This window comes from Methylobacter sp., assembly GCF_030680395.1.
Lineage (GTDB): Bacteria > Pseudomonadota > Gammaproteobacteria > Methylococcales > Methylomonadaceae > Methylobacter_A.
In genome coordinates this window covers 61,586-82,631 of sequence record NZ_JAUXVR010000009.1, presented here as the reverse complement: position 1 = coordinate 82,631, position 21,046 = coordinate 61,586, and the positions used below count along the sequence as shown (strand labels likewise).

The 21,046-nt window shown below is 50.5% G+C and carries 19 protein-coding genes; 6 read left to right on the top strand and 13 right to left on the bottom strand.

Features of this window, described 5'->3' with window-relative positions:
* The first annotated feature begins 473 nt into the window (after positions 1–473).
* Together Q8L79_RS05360 and Q8L79_RS05355 are read left to right on the top strand one after the other, a co-directional pair.
* Complete coding sequence (locus tag Q8L79_RS05360) at positions 474–1,832, top strand: UDP-glucose/GDP-mannose dehydrogenase family protein (protein WP_305268648.1); 1,359 nt, start codon at positions 474–476, stop codon at positions 1,830–1,832.
* Positions 1,833–2,131: 299 nt separating this feature from the next.
* Positions 2,132–3,226 carry an alkene reductase gene (locus Q8L79_RS05355; protein ID WP_305268645.1) on the top strand — a complete coding sequence of 365 codons (1,095 nt, stop codon included), beginning with the start codon at positions 2,132–2,134 and terminating at the stop codon, positions 3,224–3,226.
* Between the two features lie 85 nt (positions 3,227–3,311).
* On the opposite strand, the gene Q8L79_RS05350 is transcribed toward Q8L79_RS05355, so the two are convergent.
* Positions 3,312–4,151, bottom strand: coding sequence for a 2-dehydropantoate 2-reductase N-terminal domain-containing protein (locus tag Q8L79_RS05350; protein ID WP_305268642.1), 840 nt, complete (start codon positions 4,149–4,151; stop codon positions 3,312–3,314).
* Between the two features lie 2 nt (positions 4,152–4,153).
* Positions 4,154–5,089 (bottom strand): DUF523 and DUF1722 domain-containing protein, encoded by a 936-nt coding sequence (locus tag Q8L79_RS05345; RefSeq protein WP_305268640.1) that lies wholly within the window; start codon positions 5,087–5,089, stop codon positions 4,154–4,156.
* 972 nt (positions 5,090–6,061) lie between these two features.
* Between Q8L79_RS05345 and Q8L79_RS05340 the strand changes: the two genes are divergently transcribed.
* Positions 6,062–6,490 (top strand): DUF1499 domain-containing protein, encoded by a 429-nt coding sequence (locus Q8L79_RS05340; protein WP_305268638.1) that lies wholly within the window; start codon positions 6,062–6,064, stop codon positions 6,488–6,490.
* A 60-nt stretch (positions 6,491–6,550) separates the two neighbouring features.
* On the top strand, positions 6,551–7,957 hold the full coding sequence (locus Q8L79_RS05335; protein WP_305268635.1) for a deoxyribodipyrimidine photo-lyase: 1,407 nt from the start codon (positions 6,551–6,553) through the stop codon (positions 7,955–7,957).
* A 6-nt stretch (positions 7,958–7,963) separates the two neighbouring features.
* Here the strand turns inward: Q8L79_RS05335 and Q8L79_RS05330 are convergent, their stop codons facing one another.
* From Q8L79_RS05330 to Q8L79_RS05320, 3 genes are all read right to left on the bottom strand, one after another.
* Positions 7,964–8,866 (bottom strand): TIGR01777 family oxidoreductase, encoded by a 903-nt coding sequence (locus tag Q8L79_RS05330; RefSeq protein WP_305268633.1) that lies wholly within the window; start codon positions 8,864–8,866, stop codon positions 7,964–7,966.
* 581 nt (positions 8,867–9,447) lie between these two features.
* Positions 9,448–10,332, bottom strand: coding sequence for a poly(3-hydroxybutyrate) depolymerase (locus Q8L79_RS05325; RefSeq protein WP_305268631.1), 885 nt, complete (start codon positions 10,330–10,332; stop codon positions 9,448–9,450).
* Positions 10,325–10,921 carry a hypothetical protein gene (locus Q8L79_RS05320; protein ID WP_305268630.1) on the bottom strand — a complete coding sequence of 199 codons (597 nt, stop codon included), beginning with the start codon at positions 10,919–10,921 and terminating at the stop codon, positions 10,325–10,327. Before Q8L79_RS05320 ends, Q8L79_RS05325 begins: the two co-directional genes overlap by 8 nt.
* A gap of 384 nt (positions 10,922–11,305) precedes the next feature.
* Between Q8L79_RS05320 and Q8L79_RS05315 the strand changes: the two genes are divergently transcribed.
* On the top strand, positions 11,306–12,178 hold the full coding sequence (locus tag Q8L79_RS05315) for a LysR family transcriptional regulator (RefSeq protein WP_305268629.1): 873 nt from the start codon (positions 11,306–11,308) through the stop codon (positions 12,176–12,178).
* A gap of 202 nt (positions 12,179–12,380) precedes the next feature.
* Positions 12,381–12,692 carry a hypothetical protein gene (locus Q8L79_RS05310; RefSeq protein ID WP_305268628.1) on the top strand — a complete coding sequence of 104 codons (312 nt, stop codon included), beginning with the start codon at positions 12,381–12,383 and terminating at the stop codon, positions 12,690–12,692.
* A gap of 375 nt (positions 12,693–13,067) precedes the next feature.
* Here Q8L79_RS05310 and Q8L79_RS05305 read toward each other — a convergent pair whose 3' ends face one another.
* The 8 genes from Q8L79_RS05305 to Q8L79_RS05270 all read right to left on the bottom strand — a co-directional run bounded on the left by Q8L79_RS05305 (position 13,068) and on the right by Q8L79_RS05270 (position 20,414).
* Positions 13,068–14,291, bottom strand: a complete 1,224-nt coding sequence (locus Q8L79_RS05305; RefSeq protein ID WP_305268627.1) for an HD-GYP domain-containing protein — start codon at positions 14,289–14,291, stop codon at positions 13,068–13,070.
* 212 nt (positions 14,292–14,503) lie between these two features.
* Positions 14,504–15,709 carry an ABC transporter permease gene (locus Q8L79_RS05300; RefSeq protein ID WP_305268625.1) on the bottom strand — a complete coding sequence of 402 codons (1,206 nt, stop codon included), beginning with the start codon at positions 15,707–15,709 and terminating at the stop codon, positions 14,504–14,506.
* Positions 15,703–16,434 (bottom strand): ABC transporter ATP-binding protein, encoded by a 732-nt coding sequence (locus Q8L79_RS05295; protein ID WP_305268623.1) that lies wholly within the window; start codon positions 16,432–16,434, stop codon positions 15,703–15,705. Before Q8L79_RS05295 ends, Q8L79_RS05300 begins: the two co-directional genes overlap by 7 nt.
* Positions 16,431–17,483, bottom strand: a complete 1,053-nt coding sequence (locus Q8L79_RS05290; protein ID WP_305268622.1) for an efflux RND transporter periplasmic adaptor subunit — start codon at positions 17,481–17,483, stop codon at positions 16,431–16,433. The genes Q8L79_RS05295 and Q8L79_RS05290 overlap by 4 nt, the downstream gene beginning before the upstream one ends.
* Positions 17,484–17,524: 41 nt before the next feature.
* Positions 17,525–17,707, bottom strand: coding sequence for a hypothetical protein (locus Q8L79_RS05285; protein ID WP_305268620.1), 183 nt, complete (start codon positions 17,705–17,707; stop codon positions 17,525–17,527).
* Positions 17,700–18,713 carry an efflux transporter outer membrane subunit gene (locus tag Q8L79_RS05280; RefSeq protein ID WP_305268990.1) on the bottom strand — a complete coding sequence of 338 codons (1,014 nt, stop codon included), beginning with the start codon at positions 18,711–18,713 and terminating at the stop codon, positions 17,700–17,702. Before Q8L79_RS05280 ends, Q8L79_RS05285 begins: the two co-directional genes overlap by 8 nt.
* Positions 18,632–19,066 (bottom strand): TolC family protein, encoded by a 435-nt coding sequence (locus Q8L79_RS05275; protein ID WP_305268619.1) that lies wholly within the window; start codon positions 19,064–19,066, stop codon positions 18,632–18,634. Before Q8L79_RS05275 ends, Q8L79_RS05280 begins: the two co-directional genes overlap by 82 nt.
* A gap of 67 nt (positions 19,067–19,133) precedes the next feature.
* Positions 19,134–20,414, bottom strand: coding sequence for a hypothetical protein (locus Q8L79_RS05270; RefSeq protein ID WP_305268617.1), 1,281 nt, complete (start codon positions 20,412–20,414; stop codon positions 19,134–19,136).
* Positions 20,415–21,046 lie beyond the last annotated feature (632 nt).

Below are 21,046 nucleotides of genomic sequence, written 5' to 3'. Positions count from 1 at the left end.
ATATGTTTCGAAACAAGGCAATGGCTCATGATCCTGACTTGGACCATAGGGCGCAATCGCTCCAGGTTTCAGAATATCCAAAAATTAGAGTCAATCCTGAGGTATGCCCACGAATTTTCCAAGTTCGTCGTTCCGGCAGGGACAGATATTTGCTCCTGCAATATCTGCATTCCCCACATCCCTGTGGGTTATGCCGGAACCCAGTGCCATGCCTGTCCTGAGCGTAGTCGAAGGGGACGGTAACTTTGTGACTTGTCAGGCGCTTAATGAACGCGGGTTGTATTTTAAAGCTTCATATCCATGTGACTGGATACTGGCATCCCTGCCGGCATGACGACTTTCCGGCTATGTTGCAGATATTGATGCCGCAAAATATCAAACAGTTTGTTGTTTTATAAGGTTATTTTCTGAGGTATGCCTCAGGAGTCAATCTAAAATCTTTTCTCAATCAATTAAAATTTAAGGACGTAGTAATGAAAGTAACGGTATTTGGTTCCGGCTATGTAGGCTTGGTCACAGGCGTTTGTTTAGCCGAGGCTGGGAATGATGTGGTTTGCATCGATGTCGATCAAGAAAAAATCGACAACTTAAAAAAAGGCATTATCCCAATTTATGAGCCTGGTTTAGAAGCGTTGGTCATAGAAAATCAGCAAGCCGGCCGGATAAGATTCACCACCGATATACAAGAAGCAGTCAGTCACGGCGTTTTTCAGTTTATCGCTGTGGGAACTCCTCCGGATGAAGATGGTGCGGCAGACTTACAATATGTTTTAGCTGTCGCTAAATCGATTGCTGAAAATATGACCGAATATCGTATTGTCATTGATAAGTCGACGGTACCTGTCGGCACTGCCGATAAAGTGAAGGAGGTCATGCTTCAAGTCCAGAAAGAGTGTGGTGTTAATGTTGATTTTGATGTGGTCTCAAATCCTGAGTTTCTAAAAGAAGGTGCTGCGATTACTGACTTTATGAAGCCTGACAGAATTATTGTGGGAACGGATAATCCAAGAACGGCAGAATTATTAAAAGCGCTTTATGCGCCATTTAATCGTAATCACGATAGAGTCATCGTCATGGATATTCGTTCAGCCGAACTCACTAAGTATGCGGCTAATGCAATGCTGGCAACCAAAATTAGTTTTATGAATGAACTTGCCAATCTAGCCGAATTGTTAGGCGCAGATATCGAACATGTCAGAACCGGCATAGGCTCTGATTCACGCATAGGTTATTCATTTATCTATCCAGGCTGTGGTTACGGTGGTTCTTGTTTTCCTAAAGACGTTAAAGCTCTGGAGCGTACTGCAAAACAGGTTGGCTATAAGGCGGAATTACTTAATGCAGTCGAAAATGTTAATGACCGCCAAAAACAGGTCATTATTAATAAAGTGCTGCAACATTATAACGGCGATGTTAAAGAAAAAGTTTTTGCACTTTGGGGGCTGGCATTTAAGCCTAAAACGGATGATATGAGGGAAGCGCCAAGTCGCATCATATTGGAAGCATTAATTAATGCAGGCGCAAGCGTTCAAGCCTTTGATCCGGAAGCTATGGATGAAGCAAAACGAATTTACGGCAACAAGTCCGGTTTGAGTTTGGTCAAAACAGCTGATGAGGCATTACAAGGCGCAGATGCATTAATAGTTGTAACAGAATGGAAAAACTTTTGGAGTCCTGATTTTGACCATATAAAAAATACCTTGAAAGACAGAGTAATCTTTGACGGCAGAAACCTATATCAGCCCGAACTGCTTAAAAGACAAGGTATTACTTATTATGGGATTGGCAGAGGGAATAATGAAATGGTTTTAAAACCGGACACTTCTAATTAAAGTGGACCCCATTGTCCAGACAAAAAATACTGAAAAAACAGCTTGAAACCAAGGCGGTTCAGTGTTTCAAGAGAAAAAATTTGATGTTACTGAATCTAACAAAGTCGGGACGACTGATACTTAGGTCTGGACGCTTCAAGGTTGGGGGCTTGCGAGATTTGACGAGGTTACAAACATGCAGAAAATACAGTTTGATGATCTAATACAAAAATAAAGATGGTCTTTATAAGTGAGGCTACAGCGTTTGTCGTTGGGTTTTAAAAGTTATCTGTATTACGTTATTCAAATTCGAGGGCATCATGACATCAGTGACAAATGATAAAAACAATCTGTTTTCGCCGATATTGTTGGGGGAACTGGCGTTAGCCAACCGGATCATTATGGCGCCTTTGACGCGCAACAGGGCGGGCGAGGGTAATGTGCCTCAGGACATGAATATTGAATATTACCGGCAACGAGCCGGGGCCGGATTGATTATTAGCGAAGGCAGCCAAATATCGGCTAGCGGCATTGGCTACCCTGGAACTCCGGGCATTCATTCCGAAGCGCAGGTTGCAGGCTGGAAGCGTGTCACCGATGCTGTTCATCAGGAAGGCGGCCGGATTTTTATCCAGCTCTGGCATACCGGCAGAATCTCCCATTCATCGCTGCAACCCGATCATATTTTGCCGGTTGCGCCCTCTGCGCTGAAAGCCGCCGGTCAGGTTATGACCTATCAGGGTTTGCAGGATTTTGAAACGCCGCATGCGCTAACCCTCGACGAGTTGCCGGGTATTGTTGCCGAGTACGCCGCTGCGGCACAAAATGCCAAAGCAGCCGGTTTCGATGGCGTGGAGATTCATGCCGCCAACGGTTATTTATTGGATCAGTTTTTAAGAGACGGTAGCAACCGTCGGGAAGACGATTACGGCGGCGACATTGCCAACCGGATGCGTTTATTGGTTGAAGTTGTTGAGACAACTATCGCTGTCTGGGGAGCCCATCGCGTCGGTGTGCGAGTGTCGCCGGAAAACAGCTTTAATGATATTGAAGACAGTCAGCCGCAACAGACTTTTAATGCTGTCGCCAAAAGATTATCCGACTATCCGTTGGCCTATCTGCATGTTCTGGAAGGCGACATGATGACCGGTGAGCGGCAGCTGGATTATGTGGCATTAAGAAACTGTTTTGCAGGTCTTTATATGGCTAATAACGGTTACGATTTGGAACGCGGCGACAAGGCCATTGAACAGAACCATGCAGACATGGTGGCGTTTGGTAAATTATTTATCGCTAACCCGGATTTACCTGAGCGGTTCGCAAAAAACCTGTCGCTGAATACGCCCGATCAGGCGACTTTTTATGGCGGCGATGAAAAGGGTTATACCGATTATCCGAAGTATGCGGGTGCATGAGGGCGTAAATTAAAAGAACACCACGAAGGCACGAAGAACACGAAGTCTTGCATTGCTTCTCCTTCGTGTCTTCGTGGTGAAAAAATTATTTCCGTGCGGCGATTAATTCCATATAGCCGTCTTTATAGCTTGGATATTGAAACCGATAACCCAACGCTTTTAAGCGAGTATTGCTACAGCGCTTATTCATTCCGGCATCCGCATCGACTGCTTTAACAGTCGGCGGCTGGCAATGCAGGCGATCTGCCAGCCAGGTCATTACTTCCCAGGTCGGTGCCGGATCATCATCGCTGGCCAGATAGCATTGAGCCAAGTTATTTCCCGTCAAGCGCTGTTCCAGTAAAAAAGATAAAACACCGACGCAATCCTGCTGATGTATCCGGTTGGTAAAATAAGCTGGGGTTTGCTGTATGGCCGGAGCTTGCATCGCCAGTCTTAACAGGTATTCTCGCTTCGGCCCGTAAATGCCGGAAAAGCGCACCACGATATTAGCAGGGTTCAAATCCATCAATGTTTGTTCGGCCTGTCTGATCAACCGGCTGGTGATATTGTCCGGCTCTGCGACTGAATCTTCATCGACCCATTCGCCTTGCGACTGCCTGTAAACGCTGGTGGACGAGATCATTAGCCAATGTGTTTCGGGCAGCTTGGCGAGCAGGTTATTTAAGCCGGTTTCATAAACAGCGCGATAGCTTTGTTCATTGCGCCCGTCAGGCGAAACAATAAAAAACGCCTGCGTAAAATCGGTGTCCAAATCTGCCAGGTCGGCGGATGAGCTTATATCGGCAGCGATATATTCGATAGAGCAGGACGCGGATAAAGGCGGTTTGCGTTTTAGCCCGGTGACATCATGACCTTGGGCCGATAAAACCCCGGCAAGTTCCGAACCTATCGCGCCGCAGCCGACAATTAAAATTTTTGCCATGCTTATAATTGATTGATGAGTTGCAGTTCTTGCGGATAAGGCGACATGTAATAGGACTCTTCGATGTACGGATCGGGCGTTTTACGGAAATGATGTTTAAGCAGGGTTAAAGGCACTATCAACGGAACGTAGCCATTACGATAACGTTCAATCACTTCGCAAAGTTCGGCTTTATCGTCAGCGCTTAGCGTCTTTTTTAAGTAGCCTTGAATATGTTGCAAGACATTGACATGGTTCTTGCGGGTAGCGACCTTTTTAAGGGTCGTCATCAGCTGCAAAATGTATTGTTCCGCAACGTCGGCAAGATTGGTTTTGGTGAGTCCTGCCAATAGTTGCCCCAGGTCGCGATAATCTTCATGACTCATGATGATGAGTTTATGACGCGCATGAAAATTAGTCAGGCTGTTTGGCGTTAATCCCTCTGCCAGCATTAATTTCCAGCGGTAGAGCACATAAACGCGCTGGATAAAATTCTCGCGCAGTCCGGCGTCGCCCAGTCGGCCTTCTTCCTCTACCGGTAACAGCGGGTTATTGCGCATCATCACTTCGGCATAAATGCCGACGCCATCTTTGTGCGGTTGAGCGCCAGCATAAACCTTCACTCTCTCCATGCCGCAACTGGGCGAATCCTTTTTTAAAATATAACCGCATAAGTCGGCGTGCAGCTCTTTTTGATGTTCAGCATGGCTGCGTAATCGCTCGGTTACATCCATTTCAGGGTCTTTAATACCCACACAGCGTATTGTATTGTCAATTTTTACCAGGTGAATGGTTGGCCGAGGCGTACCCAGGCCTATTTCTACTTCCGGGCAGAAGGGATGGAACTCAAAGTATTCAGTCAGGGTGCCTGTGATATAAGAATCGCGCTTGTGTCCTCCATCAAAACGGACATTTTGACCCAATAAACAACCGCTGATGCCGATAGGAATTTTTTTCATGGATTTGATGAGTGTTGAATGAGTGAGGGATGGAGTCTATTCCATTATCGCGTTGGTAGTACAGGAGTCTATCGGCTTTGACGGATTTTTCAATCGATTTTTGGTCTTCCGCTTTAGCAGGGGCAGGCAGAAGACTTAACCTTAAATTCAAAAAAATAAGAGGCTTCGACGATGTAAGGTATTGATCCGGTATCGGTTTTTTCTGCTAGGTAATGGCACTTATTGCTCGAAGAAATTGAACTCTCTATTCTACAGCAGGGGTGCCTACCTAAGTACGGTTGCTCTTTCTCCAAAGGGATTCCTGCAAGGATGTAGATAGCGCGGCACCCCCCAAGGATGGAGGGCGCTTTACGGAGAAGGTAGGGCCCCATGGGATAGCGGGAGGTAGAATCGCTATCCGGAATAGTGATCGATAGTAATGCGGGAGCAGTCGTTTGCGTTCCTCGTGGTTTTATTGATCAATCTACTTACTTTTTGAGCTATGGACTTCGTGCTATTCGTCCTGCGTATCGTGATTATCCCCTAACATGAATCCGCAGATTATCGTATTTGTACCTCCAACGAAATTTACTCAAGCCGATGAGCTAAGGAGTGGGCATGGAATATCAAATATCCGAATTATTGATTAATATCTGGGGCACTGTTTTGATATTGGTGTTGTTGAGGTATAAAAGCTGATCATGATGCGTAGTCGTGCCATCCGGTCTTGGTGTAGCGTTTACAATGATGCTATGGAACCTAAATAAACCCCGGTGCTCAATCCCGTTCTTTCCGGCGTTTGGTCTGCTTGTTTTAGGGTGGGTGGCGCGGGTGAGCAGCCGCTACGTTCTCCGTCAAAATGTCGGGGTTTACGCTGTATACAGAGGAGGTTGCACTTAAATCGTAAAGACAAGTAAATGTGTTGCTATCCCGGTTCCGGCAGGCAGTCATCAGAAATGTCCGATGTCACAAATCTTTTTAAGGGTTACACTGATGAAGTTTAAAACCATTTTTTATATTATCGTTATGACGCTAAGCACCGCAACTCAGGCATCAGAAAAGCAATTACCCCCTTGTCCAAGCAGCCCGAACTGTGTTTCAAGCCAGGCTACAGACCCCGAGCATGTTATTGCGCCGTTTAAAATCACCGGTAATGTTGACGAGGCTTGGGCAGCGCTAAAAACAGCCCTGATCAGTCAAAGTCGCACGGTGATCACCGACGAAGCCGGCGGCACGCTTCATGCCCAGGCAACCAGTCTGGTGTTTCGCTTTGTCGATGATATAGACGCGATACTGGATACAAAAGCCGGGTTAATTCATATCCGTTCCGCCTCGCGTACCGGTTACGGCGATTTCGGGGTTAATCGCAAACGGGTAGAAAGGCTCCGTTCGCAACTGCAACAGGCGCATGTTATAGAGTGAAAGTTTAAGGGTTAACATCCTCGTTCAATATCTTTTCCGCTGTTTTTAAAAAAGGCCTCGATGACCGCTTACTCGACTTCATTGTTCATATTCCGTCGTGACCTGCGTCTTGAAGACAATACCGCCTTGCTTGAAGCCTTGCGACTTTCATGGCAGGTGATTCCCTGCTTTATTTTCGATCCCCGGCAGATTGAGCCGCATCCTTACCAAAGCAAACCGGGCTTGCAGTTTATGTTGCAGTCCATTCAAGATCTTCAGCGGCAGTTGCAGTCGGTAGGCGGCAAACTGGCGCTTTATCATGCACTGCCGGAGCAGGTCGTAAAGCAGCTGGTCCAACAGCAACAGGTACAAGCCGTGTTTATCAATCGCGATTACACGCCTTTCAGTCGGCGGCGTGATGATGAGCTGGCAACTGTTTGCGAACAGCTGGGTATTGCACTGCATAAGCTCCCCGATAGCCTGCTTAATGAACCGGAGCAGGCTGTAAAAATTGATAAAACGCCTTATAAAGTATTTACGGCGTTTTATAACAATGCCAAACAGTTTCCGGTTGCCTTGCCGGAAGCTTTGGTTAGGCATAATTTTTTAGCGGCCGCTTCTGAATTTACCATCGATCAGCTCAATGTATCGCTCACGGAACCCGCAATCAAAGGCGGGCGTGATCAGTCGCTGACGATACTGGATAGGCTTGGCGATTACGCCGATTATCAAAACACCCGCGATTTTCCGGCGCTGGATGCGACCAGCAAACTTTCCGCACATTTAAAGTTCGGTACCTGTTCGGTTCGGGAAGTATTTTATGCCATTACCGAACGGCTCGGCAGCGAACATCCGCTGATTCGGCAACTGTATTGGCGCGACTTTTTCACCCATATCGCTTATCACTTTCCGCAGGTTTTCGGACAGGCTTTTTTGGAAAGGTTTAACGGCCTGCATTGGGATAACAATCCCGATTATTTTCAAGCCTGGTGCGATGGAAAAACCGGCTTTCCGATAGTGGATGCAGGGATGCGAGAACTCAACGCCACCGGTTACATGCATAACCGGGTGCGCATGATCACCGCCTCATTTCTGGTCAAAGACCTGCATATCGACTGGCGCTGGGGCGAGCGTTATTTTGCCCGGCATCTGGTCGATTACGATCCCTGCGTCAATAACGGCAACTGGCAATGGGCGGCCTCGACCGGTTGCGATGCACAACCGTATTTCAGGATTTTTAATCCCTGGCTCCAGCAACTTAAATTCGATCAGGACTGCCGGTACATTTATCGCTGGCTGCCCGAACTGCAAGCCTTTCCGCCTAAAACCATTCATCAATGGGCTAAAAAGCACAGTGCCTGCAGTTATCCCGCGCCGATTATCGATCATGGCCTCGAGAGCAAACTAACCAAGGCCCGGTTTAAGGAAGCGACCGTTGTAGGGCGGATTGATCCGGCGCAGAGGCGAATTATGAATTCGCCTCTGTAAATCGGCTTATTTATGCGATAACGCCTCATTTAACGCCGCAGCAAGATCCTCGTACTGAAACTTGAAACCCTGCGTCAGCAGCCGTTCCGGGATCACGCGCTGACTGCCCAAGACCAGCTCTGACATTTCGCCGAGCAGACTTTTTAACACGCAAGCCGGAACCGGCAGCAGAGCGGGGCGATTCAGGCATTGCGCCAGTATCCGGGTGAATTCGGCATTGGTGACAGGATTCGGGGCGGTCGCGTTATAAGCGCCCTGCATCGTTGAATCGGCCATCATCGTCTGTGCAATATTGATCCAGTCCCGACGGTGAACCCAGGACATCCATTGCTTCCCGTCGCCCAGGCGCCCGCCCAATCCCAAGCGAAACGGCAGCAACATCCGTTGCAAAAAACCGCCGCCGTCGGCAATGACCAAGCCGGTTCTGATCAGGCAAACCCTGACGCCGAATTGTTCGGTCTGTTTTGCGGCAGCTTCCCAATCGGCGCAAAGCTGTGCCGAGAAATCTTCATAGGGAGTCGATTGCTCGGTTAACACCGTGTCCCCCTGGTCGCCGTAATAGCCGATAGCGGAACCGCTGATTAACAGCTCGGGTTTAACGCTCATGCGATCGATGCAGGTTATCAAGTGCTCAGTCAGGTCGATACGACTGCTCCGGATCAGCTGTTTGCGAGCCTCGCTCCAGCGCGCGTCGACAATCGGCGCACCGGCAAGATTGATGATGACCTGATAACTGTCTTCCGCTTTAAGTTGCGCAAGGCTGCCCAGCGCATTAACGCCCGGACCGCATATTTCGGCTATCTTATTGGGACTGCGGCTTAACACCGTAACGGCATGGCCTTGATCGACCAAGCTCTTAACCAATGCACTGCCAATAAATCCGGTACCGCCGGTAATAAGTATGTTCATAATCGTGTCCTCATAACCATTAAGATTGATTTGGAAAACTTTTATTAACTGATGTTGCGCAATAGTTAGTAATGCCCAACAGCATTATCCGATAGTGACAGTAAAACGGGTGATAGGCCAATTAAAATTGCGGGGGTTTTTGGAATTGATGCTCCTGATCGCGCAGTTAATTCATCACGAAAGCACGATTCCATCGATCGCGAATGTTGGGTTTCGTTGGTCAGTCCATTCAGATAACTATAGGTAATACTTATTGTTTGATAGAAAGTTTACGGAACATGATAGATTTTCGTAAAATCGATATAAAAAAAGGGGTGGGCTAACCCACCCCGAATGAGCGCACCTCAAACTTGTCTAACAGGTTTGTTGATATGAGTTATTGTTGGTTTATTATCAACTTTATCTGCTTTAAATTAGCCGGTTTTGCTGGCCAATTCATTATCAGCTTGTGGCGGGCATGGTTTGTTACCGGGCATCCAGTTATCGATTAGTTCCTTTTCATTAGGTAGCTGTTCTTTTGTAGGACATGTTGATGATTACCAGCCTTAAAGGCTGCGATTCTCAGCTGTTGTCCGTAACGCTTAACGCCCCCCTGCAGCCAAAAAATCCAGCAAAATATCATTAATACCCGGCCACTGCGCATGGGGTTTATCGCCTTCGCAATACCACGTTTTTACACCGTTAGCACAACCGGAATAAGCCATGCAGCCATTGGCAATCTTTTCCGGTATAGGTTCGCATTGATTGCACGTCGCCCACCAGCCGGAAGACTGCTGACCGTACTTCGGAAACAAGCGATCGTTGACGCTGTGCATGATCATCACAGGAAGCGGAGCCGGGCATTTGTGATCACGCAAATCCTGAGAATCGATTCCTGCTGCGCTAGGTGCAATCGCTTTGGGAATATGCTTGGTGCCGGACATAAACGCCAAGGCCATCGCAGCAGTACCGCCGTCGGAATGGCCGGTAAGAAAAATGCGTTCTTTATCAACACACCATTGCTTAGCAATCAAGCCGGGAATAGTGCCGAGTTCGATGGTAGAGGTAGGCGATAAATCAGGATGATCGGCATAAGCGACGATAAATCCGGCGGTCGTCGCTTTCAGCGTAAGCGCTGTCGTTTTCTCGGTTTTTGCCCGGTTGGAACCTGCCGGAGACAACACCACCAGCAACGGATGGGCGATAGTGGCATCATAATTTAATGGCGTGCGTATATTGTACTTAATGCCTTCAAGCGTCGCTTCGCCATTGACGACGCCAGCTTCTCCTTCGAGCGTACCGGCGGCACATTGTTGATTGGTGTTTTTTACATCATAAAAGGCGCTGCCTATTTGAGAATACTCGTCATTATCTTCGCTAAAAAAAACTATTAGCGTTATAACAATAGGCAGCAAAAACAGTAATTTAAAAATGTTATTTCGGAAAGTTGAAGGCGTTTTCAGTTTGTTCAGATAGTCTTTAAACATCGGATGGCCTCGGTGGATGTTTGCCAGCGGCGCGTTTCATTAAGTAAGCAACTGCCGCGATAAGTGTCACAATGAATAGCGATTTTATCGGCAAAAAGTCTGAAGCTTCTCGCCCAAGACCTATCGAAAGCGGAATGTGGCTATCGATGCTTTTGTCTTTATGCACTATCGCAACATGAGCCAGATAATTACCTGCGCCGAATTTACTGAAATCAACCACGCCATTCACTGTGCCCGATTTTATCTTTGTTGGTTCCAGATAGAAAACCCGGGTTCCTTCCGGTTCTTTGGTGATTTCAAATTCGACGGTTAAATTACGCAGGCTTTTGCCTTCATAATCGAATACCAGATTAGTGGAGCCCAGATGCGGAATTGTCTGACAATACTCTTTGTCATTGCTCAATGCCGGTGTATAGGCGGTAAAGTGTACCCGCTCATGACCCACCAGAATATTGCAGGCATCGACTTCATTATTCGCCCCGCGATGGGCATAGACAGCCGACGGCAAAGCGACGGCCAATAATCCAAATAAACCTAAAGCACGGCAACTGCCGGCTAAGGTGCGGGTTAACAGGGTGTTTTTTTTCATGTTTAAAACCTCTCGTTTATTTTAGCGAAAACAGAATCGTCAACTAAAGCGGATCATGCAATCGTTAACCTGATTAGCAAGAAACCCAAGCCAGTAACCTTATGGCGACATGGATATGATGCATGGCTCAGTAATTGTTCCGGACGCGCTTCTTGCTCTGATGGGATAGCTTAGCGGATGAAATGACGGACTTTTTGCCGCTGTAAATATCGATTCATTAACACTTCAAACGACCAATCCGGTTTTATTTAAGATTACTGCTTTCATAGCTTTCTGATATCGTTTTATAAAATTAAGCGCAATCCTATGTTGAAACATAAAGGTTTGTATAATACCGACTTTCTATGGAACAATAGCTTTTCTCTATATCAGGGGGCATCTCTCATGGAAATGCAGCAAATTCGTTATTTTTTGGCAGTCTGTGATCAAGGAACAATCACACACGCGGCGCAACTCACTTATGTCTCGCAACCGTCTTTGACACAGGCCATAAAAAAGCTGGAAGATGAAATGGGCGGGGAATTATTTACGCGCACTCGCTCCGGTTGCCAGCTAACGCCGTTAGGTCGCATGGTTGAATCCAATCTGCGCAAGATTTATAGAGACCTTCAGGCAACCAAAGCGGAAGCGATTCGTTTTACCCGGTTAAATACCATTCCCTTGCGCATCGGCCTGATGACGACGATAGGCGCGCAACGCCTAAGTTCTTGTCTGGCGTGGTATCAGCAAGAATACCCGAATATCGAATTGGAATTAATCGTCGATAGCGAAGCGAGTTTATTGCAGCAACTGGATTCAGGCTTGCTGGATCTCGTGATCAGCGCTCCGGCACAATTGCCGGGTCCACCGTATCAATCGATCTTGCTTTACGAAGAACGTTATGTGGTCGCATTCAGCACTACCCATCGTTTTAATCAATTGAAAAAAGTCGATCTGAAAGATATACAGTCAGAGCCTTATCTGGACCGGCTAAACTGTGAGTTAAGAGAAGATCTGAAATGTATTTGTCAAAATCAGGAAATCAATCTTTACGCCGCTTACCGGAGTAACAGCGAGGAATGGATTTTGCAGATGGTTAAGGCCGGTATCGGCGTTGCATTAATGCCTGAATATACCTTGCCCAAACAGGCAAGCGACATCAGTTACCGCTATTTAGGCGAGCCTGGAATCAGCCGTCAGGTTTACGCGATTCATACGCACCAGGCACCGGCAAAGTTCGAATTGCAGGCATTGATAGTCAATTTGAGCAATACATAATAAGCAGCGGTTAATTCGTCCAGGCAGGGTAGGGGTTGGGTTGAGACTGTTTCAACCCAACTTTACTGCTTGGCTAACGGTTTATCAAAATCTTCACCTATCCCATAAATGGCATTTTAATTGCTCATCATAAAAGGTCGAGTCACCACCATTCAGCTGATGTGTGTACTTAACATTTTCCAAATAATAGTGAGGTATTGATATGTTCGAAGTTACTCTGTTGCTCCTGATCTTGCTTTTAATTGCAGCATGTGCTTTTTTGCCATTGGGTTGCAGCACGCTGTTCTCTCCAAAAGCGCCCCAACAATCCGATGCCGTCAGTGATTCCTGCTCGAATTCAGAACTGACAGTCCCTGAGGGATCGACTCTCAAGCAGAGTTTTCTCACGCATCTGCAAAGCGAAATCGAATCCGCCCTGTTTCCGCGTCCTACCGATTCTATCCTGCAGCGCCATTACGATGCATTGGTCAACGCCGAACTGGAGAACCGTCTGGCGGCAATGCCGGATTCATAACAATGACCCGGTTAAATCGCTAATAATGTGCAGGCTTGCATTCGGTTTTATGTCAGCTTTTCGGCAACAGCCTGATTTTTTTGTTGGATTTGTTGCATAACATACATTAGTTGATTTTTTCTCGTCTTCCTTGTTAATTATTTTTATCATAAATTAACAAGGTTTCTTAACCAACGCTGCTCCCGCTATGCGGAGCAGCGTTGGCAGGGGAACAGCGCCATAGGCTGGGTTGCGCTACCCGCTCGGTAACTGCCCTGCATTATTCTCGATTGCTGTTCCAGATGCGGTTCTACCTCCTCCATCCATTGGGCGTAATCCAACTCACATTCTGATTTCGAGTATTTTCTTATCGTTTCTTTTCAAAAAGTCAAAGTATCAAGCCACAGCCAGCCGGTAATAAAGCTCTGCATTTTCAGTCAATTTAGCCACCACTCCCGCATCGAGATGGCCGCTGGCAACGCGCGACTGTAAATCGTTGAGAATATAGTCAAGGCTCATGGTATGGCGATAGGGCCGTTCTTGCGCTAAGGCCTGGAAAATATCGGCAACGGTAATGATGCGGCATTCCAGGTCCAGTTCTTTGGTGCCGTTTTTAAAAGGGTAACCATCGCCGATCAAAGTCTCATGGTGGAATCCGGCCCATAGCGGAATCTTCGAGTCGTCAAACACCCGTTGCAGGATGCGGAAGGTGTCGTAGCTATGGCGGTGCATGGTGGCCCGTTCCTCCGGCGTCAGGCTGCTCGGTTTGTCGATGATGTCTTCCGATACCCGCAATTTGCCGATGTCGTGCAACAGTCCGGCGATTTCAACCTGCTCCAGTTCGTAACCTTTAATGCCGAAATCCATAGCCAGTTGCCGGGCGATATGCGCCACCCGTTGCGAGTGCTCATCGGTGTACGGGGATTTGGCGTCCACCACGCGCGAAAACAGCCGCGCCAGCTCTTTGATCGCAGCAATATCGAGCAGGGTCGTTGGCATATGGCTACCGATGCTGCGTAAATCTTCATCCAGATATTCGGGTTCCATCGCCAGCCAAAAGGCCTCGACATCGGCGATTTCGGCAAAGGCATCCACCAGTTCCGGCGCAAACAAGATGCCGGACAGCGTTTTGATTTGCGCGATAATCGCCGGATACTCGGTCAGTATATGGCCGGTGCTCAGGAAAGGCGTTTGCAGCATATCGATGCGATCCGCCAGATACAGCAGATTGGCGCGCAAGCAAAGGCGATGATCGACAGGCGACGCCAGCAGGTCTTCCCAGCGGGTGTGATGGTAGCGAATCTCGGCGGACAAATACGCCAACGGCGGACAGGCAGACAAATAATCGGAACCGCGGATGCAGTGATCTTCCGCACCGTCCCATTCCAGTGTTTCCGTGAGTTGGTGGTGCTCATGAACTCTGGAAACCCCGCAATCATGCAGCATACCGGCGTAAAGAATGGACAGGCAGTCAACTTCCGGCCAGTTCAGGTGCCGGGCAATCGCCCTGGCCATGATCGCCACGCGCTTGCCGTGCCTGACTTCGTCAACGCCGACTAAATCCAGCGCGCAACTCAATGCGGTAATGGCGTTATGTATATCGATATGTTGGAGTTTCATGGCACACGGTGCTCCGTTTGATGACGAATCTGTTCAATGGAAATGTTTCCGATTTTGACAGGCGAGCCGAGAATTGTCTTTAAAAATTTGGGTAGAGAGAAGGGGGGGGGCGGCTTGTGGCACCGATAAAGATCAAGTGGTTGGCTGCGATTATGGACAATTCGAACGTTGATCAAACTGCCAGGCAATGACCGCAGCCTCCGCTTTGCGGGCTACTCGTGACGCAACGCTTCGATCGGATCCATGCGCGCCGCCTTACGAGCCGGGACATAGCCGAACACGATACCGACCGTCGCCGAAAACATAAATGCGATGGCAATAACCGGTAGATTAAACACCAACGGCACCTGCAAAACAGCGGCCAATATACTGGAAGAAACCAGCGCCAGCACAATGCCGATTAACCCGCCGGACGACGACAGCACCACCGCTTCCACCAGAAACTGTAGCAATATCTCGTTTTCCAGCGCGCCGATGGCAAGGCGGATGCCGATTTCGCGAGTGCGTTCGGTAACCGACACCAGCATGATGTTCATGATGCCGATACCGCCGACCAGCAGACTCACCGCCGCTACAGCTCCAAGTAATCCCGTCATCATTTGTGTGGTGCCTGACAGCATGGCGGCGATCTCTTTCATATCCATCACATTAAAATTATCGTCTTCGTCCGCCGACGAATGTCGGCGGATTCGTAGCAGCCGCTGCAGCTCCTGTTTAACCGCATCCGTCGATATGTCGTCCTTGGCCGATACCTGGATCAGGCTGACGTCGTCATTACCGGCAATCCGGCGCTGAAAAGTGCGCAACGGCACAATGACGATGTCGTCCTGGTCGCTGCCCATAGTGGACTGGCCTTTGGGTTTGAGTAATCCGACGATTTCGCACGACAGTTTCCGTAGGCGCATTTTTGCGCCGAGCGGGCTTTGTCCTGCGAACAACTTGACGCGCACGGTTTCGCCGATAACACAGACGGCAGCGCCAGAACGCGCTTCGCTGCCGGTAAAAATACGGCCTTCCGCTAACTGACGGTTATTGACCGTGAAATACTGTTCGGTGCTGCCAGTCACGGTCGTGCCCCAGTTTTCATTGGCGAAAATAGCCGTGGAGGCGAACGATGCTTGCGGCGCCACTGCGGCCAGTGCAGGCACCTCGCGGGCCAACGCTTCGGCATCGGCCAATTTGAAGGCCGGGGCCGTAGAACTTTGCCCCGGTCCCATGCGCTTGCCGACGCTAACCATCAACAGATTACTGCCCAGATTGGCGATTTGTTGCGTCACCTGCCGGGTTGCCCCGCTGCCAAGGGTAACCAGCACAATCACCGCGGCAACGCCGATAATAATGCCCAGCATGGTCAGCACCGAACGCATGATGTTGCGCCGCATTTCCCTCAATGCCAATCGTAAGGCAACGCCTAACATAAGCTGTCTCCGGGTTGGTTTTGATCGCTTTCGATCAGGCCGTCGCGAAAATGCACGGTACGCTTGGCGTAAGCCGCCATGTCGGCTTCATGAGTAACCATGACGATGGTAATCCCCCTATCGCGATTAAATGTCGTCAACAATTCCATGATTTCCTCACTGCGTTTCGAGTCGAGATTACCGGTCGGTTCGTCGGCCAGCAGCAACAAAGGTTGAGTGACGATAGCGCGAGCAATGGCGACCCGTTGCTGTTGCCCGCCGGATAATTCGCCGGGCGTGTGGTGCTCCCAACCTTTCAGACCGACTGTATCGAGCGCCTGATAGGCGGCGGCGCGGCGGACATCGCTGTCGATACCGCGATAAATCAACGGCAATTCCACGTTCTCCAACGCCGAGGTGCGGTTAAGCAGATTGAAGCCCTGAAAGATGAAACCCAGATAATGACGGCGTAACAAAGTGCGCTGATTGCGCGACAGCAGGCCGACATCGACATTCTGAAAACAATATCGCCCAGCAGTCGGTTGATCCATACAGCCTAAAATATTCATGCAGGTACTCTTGCCCGAGCCACTCGGTCCCATCACGGCCACAAATTCGCCTGGTTCAATCCGAAAACTTACGCCACGCAAGGCCGGCATAGCTGCTTCGCCGGTGCCATAGACTTTAGTGACTTGTTGCAGCTCCAACAGCGGCTGCGGATTCTCATTGGCAGACGTAGCGATCATGGTTTACTGACCTGTCCGGTAACCAGTTCGGTACCGGCTGTAACAGCGCCGTCGACAATTTCGGTGACAATGCCGTTAGTCGCACCTTTGGTAATGCTGATAGACGCGAGTTCGTCGTTACGTAGAGTCCAAACCTGTTGGGTTTTGCTGTTTGCGGCCTCCGCTTGACGCGATTCTTGACGCGGCGGATGCGGCAGCAGCGAATCCAGGAAACTGCCTTTAGCCTTTTGTTTGCCCGGCGTTACCGGCGGCGTAAAGCGCAATACGCTGTTGGCGACCAACAAAACGTCGGTTTTTTTATCGACGGTAATTACGGCCGTGGCAGTCATACCCGGCCGCAAAGACAGCGCGGAATTATCGACCCGCAGCACGGTTTTATAGGTTACCACCCCGTCTACCGTTTCCGAACCGAAACGCACTTGGGTAATCTCGGCCGGAAAGCTGCGGTCGGCGTAGGCATCGACGGTAAACAACGCTTTCTGACCCGGCTGCACCAAACCGACATCCGCCTCATCGACATCGACCTGTAATTCCATTTGCGTTAAATCTTCGGCCAGCGTAAACAGCACCGGCGCCTGAAACTGCGAGGCGACAGTCTGTCCCGGTTCCACCGAGCGCTTCAACACCACGCCGTTGATCGGCGAGCGCACCACCGCTTTGGTAATGTCGGTGCGATTGACATTCAGCGCCGCTTGCGCCTGATCTACCGCTGCCTTGGCGGCGGCTTCATCGGCGCGTGCCCGCGCCAGCGTCGCCCTGGCGGTGTCGAGGTCGTATAGGGACGGCACTTTGCCGCCGCTCAATTGCTGGACATGCAGCTGTCGCGCCATTTTCACTTCCGCCTCCAGCAAGCTGGCATGAGTCTGCTGGACTTTGGCGCGGGACGACTCCAGTGCGGCTTGCGATTGCAAGGCCTGCGCCTCAAGCCGGGTAGTATCCAGACGCGCCAGCACCTGGCCGACCGTGACGCTATCGTTATAATCCGCTTCTACCGACTTGATGGTTCCGGATACCTCTATGCCGACTTCGACTTCCTTGAGCGGCGCCAAAGTGCCGGTGGCGCTGACGGTAACCTCCAGATCACCGCGCGTTACAGCTTGCGTGACATAACTGGCTTGTTGGTCATTGCCGCTATTGAATGCGAAGACGACGACCAGGATCGTGATGCCGAGCGCAACGGCAAGCCACCGCCATTTTTTGAGCGGCTGTTTGCCGGATTGAGCCCGAGCACTTCGGCGATAGGTTGTGTTGCCTGGCTGTTTGGATCATTCATGATCGGTTTGCTCAGAGTTGTTGTTGGCGTGCCAGCCACCGCCGAGCGCCTTGTAAAGTCGAACAATATCGGCGGCGACTTCAGACTCGCTGGTGGCTAATTGGGTTTGCGCGCTCAGTAGCGAGCGCTGCGAATCCAGAACTCGCTGAAAATCGAGTAAGCCGGAAATGTACTGCGCGTCGGCCAGAGCCAATGCACTGATGCCTGCCTCCACAGCCGCGTTCAGTGCATCGCGGCGCTTACGTTCTTCGGAATAAGCCGTCAGCGCATTTTCGACATCGCGGAGCGCAGTCAGTAGAGTCGACTGATACAAACCCAGCGCCTGTTCCTGAAGGGCGTTTTGAATGTTGATGTTACTGCGGATGCGTCCTGCGTCGAGTAAGGTCCAGGCGGCATTTGCGGCGACTTGAAAGGCCTTGGCCCCGGCGGTATAGAGATTGGCGTAAGCCAGAGATTCCAGGCCGATAGAGCCTGATAGCGTGAAATCGGGATAGCGCGCCGCCTCGGCAACGCCGATTTGAGCGGTTTGCGAGGCCAGTTTACGCTCGGCACGCCGCACATCAGGACGTCGGCGCAACAGGTCTGCCGGGATGCCAACGCCGATCCCGGCAGAGGCGGCGGGAATCCGGGCGGATGCGGCCAGCAACCGCTTCAGGGTGTCGGGTTGTTGTCCCAGCAACAGCGCCAGTCGGTGCTTGGCCTGTTCCAGCGTACTTCGCAAACTGGGGATACCGGCGCGGGTATTTTCCATTGTCAATTTGGCCTGATCGACATCCAGCTGCGTGGTCAGTCCGGCTTGATACCGCCAGCGGGTAATGTCGTAGGTTTCATTCTGTGCGGCCAAGTTGTCTTCGGTAATTTTAAGGCGGGTTTGGTAGCTGCGCACATCGACATAGTTAAGCGCCACTTCCGCGCACAAACTGACTAAAACGTCGCGCAAATCTTCCTGTGCCGCCTGCATGGTCGCCTCGGCCGCTTCGATGGCGCGCCGCTTTTTGCCGAAAATATCGATTTCCCAACTGGCATCCAGGCTATTACTGTACAGCTCGCTGGTGGTGCCAAAGCGGCAGCCTCGCTGCTGCCGCTTTGGCGGGCCGATGCTGTTAACGACGATGTCGGCAACAAATTGGCCTTGGCCAACTGACGACGAGCGCGCGCCTCACGCAATCTGGCCTCAGCCTGATATAAATCCCGATTACCCGCTTGAGCTTTCCCCATCAGTTCCGTCAGAACAGGATCGTTGAAAACGGTCCACCAACGGCTGATGTCGGCCATTTTTGCTGCCGGGCTGCCGATTTCGGTAGTGCTCCAGTTTGCCGGTAATTGGGTTTGCGGCTGCCGGTAATCGGGGCCCACCATAAAACATCCCGATATTAGCGGCGCAAGCAACCACAGCGTATTTTTCTTTGTCGCTCTCATCGGTAGGCTATTTCATTTTCAGGTTTGACGACTTCTTCAGCCAGTGATTGGGCTTCCCCGAAATCCACGATTGGGCAACGGCGTCGGACTTGCCGATGCCGTCTAAAAATGCGCCGGATACGCTGAATACGGCGGCGATATGTTTAAAATCCTGTTCGCTGTCCTGCCGACCGCCATGCGGCGACCTGCCCGTCATGCCTCCCGGAGGAGGGCCACCGGCCGGGCCGCCCCCGCCTTGAAAAGAACCGCCAAAGCGCGGCATGGCGTCGCCGGGGCCGGTTTTTCCGCTGGATTCCTGAGGTGAGCCCGGCTCTTGCCGATGTTTCAAGTTAGATCCTGCCAATAGATGATGATTGCCTTTATTTAATAGCAGCAAATATTTATTGCCAAGCGGTGCGTATTCCCAGATTGCCGTGCGCACATAAGGAGAACTGATCCCGTAAGGATCGTCGTCCTCGCTGCCGGTCACCACCAGCAAGGGAATGGAAATATTTTTGTAACGGGTCGCGACCTGACCGAGCGCCATATCGACGGATGGACTGAATAAAATTGCGGCAAGCGGCTTGAAGTCTTGCGCTTGGGACAGATCGGCCCCGGATTTCTCGCCAATCATCGCGGCCGCTGTTTGCGCGCCGAGGTCGTAACCGGCAATGATCAATCGCGACAAATCCGCGGCCGCAAACAAGCCTTTGCCTGACTTTGACCTCAGCTTGAGTTGAGCGTGAGCCCAGAGCAGGTGGTTGATGCGTTTGTTCAGGGATTCCTGAGAAAAATACTCATGTCCCAGATAGTGCAGCTCGCTGTTTCTGAGGGCTTTCGACGGCATGGATTTGTTGTCGCCAGGCGGGCCCTGCTCGTCTTCGGGAGGTCCGGCCGGTCCTGCATCGTCGCCCATTCCCTGCATTGGCCCCAGTTCTTTGAGCGCTTCGCCGATTTCAAGCGGCTGCATGCTGAAAACCGCGTAACCGGCTTTAGCCCAGGTTTCGCGCCAGAGTCGGCCGCCATCGGCATGCTCGCCCAAGCCCGGCAGGTAAATAATCAGCGGATAAACGCCCGGAGCGGTCGGTGCAAGCATTGAAATTTCCACGGCTTGACCATCATGCCGCCAAGTTTCGCGGATCGAATCGATCGCGTAGCTGTGCGCGGGAGAGTAGCCGCCCTCGGCAATAAACTGTCCGACCTTTTCAGCCTGCTCTTCCGATGTTGGCGGGGACGGGCGGAAAAAACAACCGGTCAGGAAAACTGCACAGGCGATCATTGCCGGAAAATAAGCCGTAGTTTTGTTCATGGCGATTTGAGGGAGTGGTGGCTTGATATGAAGGATTCAGTATGCCGGAATTACGGGTAAATCAATGTTAGCAAAATGTAAAATTGGGTAAATGCGGCGACAGTAAGAATAACCACGAAGACACGAAGAACACGAAGTTTTCAATGAATTAATTAAGTGTTTTTCTTCGTGTCTTCGTGGTGAAGAAGGCATACCTCGTTCCCATGCGCTACGCCGCGAGTTACGACCAACGTTTTGCGAATGCGGGACGCAGCGCGTCCAGCACTGCATGCCCACGCCGCGCGTGGGAACGAGAAAATTCCGCGGGGTCCCAAGCTCCAGCTTGGGAACCCAGGTGACGAAGCTCTAGCTTCGCGAAACGGGAAGCTGGAGCTTCCCACACCGAATTCCCAAGCTGGAGCAACCAGCGTCCACTAAAATTACTCTCGTTCCAACGCGCTGTGTCACTGCTATTAAGTTAAGGGTTGTAGGAGCGGGCCGCGCCCGCGACATTTGGGCAGCGATTGCAGAAATGTAGCTTCCTCATCGCGGGCATGGCCCGCTCCTACGGCGTCATTGTGCTTAACTTAATGGCAGTGGCGCGCTGTGTGGGAATGAGGAATAGACGGTGTTACGCAGATACTTGTGTATAA